The organism is Thalassobaculum litoreum DSM 18839, assembly GCF_900102465.1.
GTDB classification, from domain to species: Bacteria; Pseudomonadota; Alphaproteobacteria; order Thalassobaculales; family Thalassobaculaceae; genus Thalassobaculum; species Thalassobaculum litoreum.
Genome location: NZ_FNBW01000046.1, coordinates 1 through 1600 on the forward strand (window position 1 = coordinate 1; position 1600 = coordinate 1600).

The following is a 1600-nucleotide window of genomic DNA, read 5'->3' on the forward strand; positions in this document are numbered from 1 at the left end:
GCCGGCATCCCCAACGCCATCGCCGCCAAGCGTGCAGTCGAACGGATGGTCGCCGAGCGGCGCGATCCGACCGACGCCGAATGGGCGGAGATCAACGCCGTCACCGACGAGCTGCGCGCCAAGCTGCACGGGGATGCCGGTGCCTGACGCGGCTGACCGGGCCAGCGAGTACGAGGAGGCCCAGCGCGACATGGCGCTGAAGCGCGCGCTTTGCGTGCCAGCGGCCGAGGGTCGCGACCATTGCATCGACTGCGGTGGCGAGATCCCGGCGGCGCGGCGCGCGGCCGATCGCAGCGCCGTCACCTGTATCGACTGCCAGCGCGACCGGGAGCGCCTAGCTCGATGATGGACTTGATTAAGGAGCTGAACGCGTGGGCCGGCCTGCTGTCGGTTGTCGGAATGGCCCTGGTCGCGGTCGCCATGCTCTATCTGCGCAGCGTCTTCGCCCCGCGCGCCGATCTCCAGGAGGAGATCGAGGACCGAGAAGAAGCCGCTCAGAAGCTGATCGACCGTGTGCAGAACCTGGAGCGAGCGGTCGACCGGCTTGAGCAGCTGGCGGCTGCCGCGCCGACGCAGACCGATCTGCAGAAGATCGTGATCGCGATCGAGTCTTTCCGCGGTGACGTCAAAGCCATGGCATCTGAGGTGACGGGGCTCGACCGGGCCGTCAGTCAGATCGGCCGCAAGGTCGACATGCTGGTCGAGAACGAGATCAAGGGCGCACAGAGCCAGAGGGGCGCGACATGAGCATCCAGGAGATACTGCACGAGGAGTGGCGAATAGCGATCCTGACGTCTCTCAAGGCGCTGCCCGGAAGCGTTGGATACGAGGGGCTGCTGCAGAAGCTGGTTGCAAGTTACCACCACTACTACCTCACCCGCGACGAGATGCAGTCGGAGCTGCGCTGGCTGCGTGATGCCGGCCTGGTCCGGCTGCATGACAACGTAACGCCCAGTCGGATCACCTATACCGCGACACTGTCGGACAAAGGTCTCGCAGTTGCCGAGGGCCGCCTTCGGGCCGCGGGTGTCCGTCTGCCCGGCGAGTGAGGTTGGGCGATGAGGAAGCCCGGCCCCAAGAGCAAGATCGAGAAGCTGGATCCGGACATCAAAGCTGAGATCGACCGGCTTCTGCATGATGAAGGACGCACGATCGACGACGTCGTCGCGTTCCTGCGGACGCTCAAGCTCGACGACACCCCATCGCGTAGCTCAGTAGTTCGCTACGGCGCAAGCACCGCCAAGATCCGTGCGGACATGGACCGCATGCGCTCGGTGACCTCGCAGCTCTCCAAAGAGTTCGGCGACCAGGACAACGACGCGGCCCGCTTCCTGCTCCAGATCGCGCAGACCATCGCGTTCAAGTTGATGGACAGTCAGGCGGGCGCCGACAAGGTGATCGAGGTCGAGGAGTTCATGCTCCTGATGAAGGGCCTGAAGGACATGTCCGCCGCCCGCAAGGCCACGCTCGATGCCGAGGAGAAGGTCCTGGCCAAGCTGAAACGCGAGGCCGCCAAGCTGTTTGACCAGGCGCAGCGAGACGCGCAGTCGGCCGGCGAAGGTAAAGGCCTGTCGGCCGAGCGCCTAGCGCAGCTCCGTCG

The 1600-nt window shown here is 65.5% G+C and carries 4 protein-coding genes; all 4 read left to right on the top strand.

The genetic code is table 11. From position 1 onward, the window contains the following. Nucleotides 1–139 precede the first annotated feature (139 nt). The gene (locus tag BLS34_RS25165; RefSeq protein WP_215906220.1) at nt 140–346 is read left to right on the top strand and encodes a TraR/DksA C4-type zinc finger protein; all 207 of its coding nucleotides are present in this window, start codon (nt 140–142) and stop codon (nt 344–346) included. Continuing rightward, nucleotides 343–747 carry a DUF2730 family protein gene (locus tag BLS34_RS25170; protein WP_093154875.1) on the top strand — a complete coding sequence of 135 codons (405 nt, stop codon included), beginning with the start codon at nt 343–345 and terminating at the stop codon, nt 745–747. The genes BLS34_RS25165 and BLS34_RS25170 overlap by 4 nt, the downstream gene beginning before the upstream one ends. Next, nucleotides 744–1049 (top strand): hypothetical protein, encoded by a 306-nt coding sequence (locus BLS34_RS25175; protein WP_093154877.1) that lies wholly within the window; start codon nt 744–746, stop codon nt 1047–1049. Before BLS34_RS25170 ends, BLS34_RS25175 begins: the two co-directional genes overlap by 4 nt. A 9-nt stretch (nt 1050–1058) precedes the next feature. Beyond that, a partial coding sequence (locus tag BLS34_RS25180; protein WP_093154879.1) for a phage protein Gp27 family protein occupies nt 1059–1600 on the top strand: 542 nt, incomplete at its 3' end.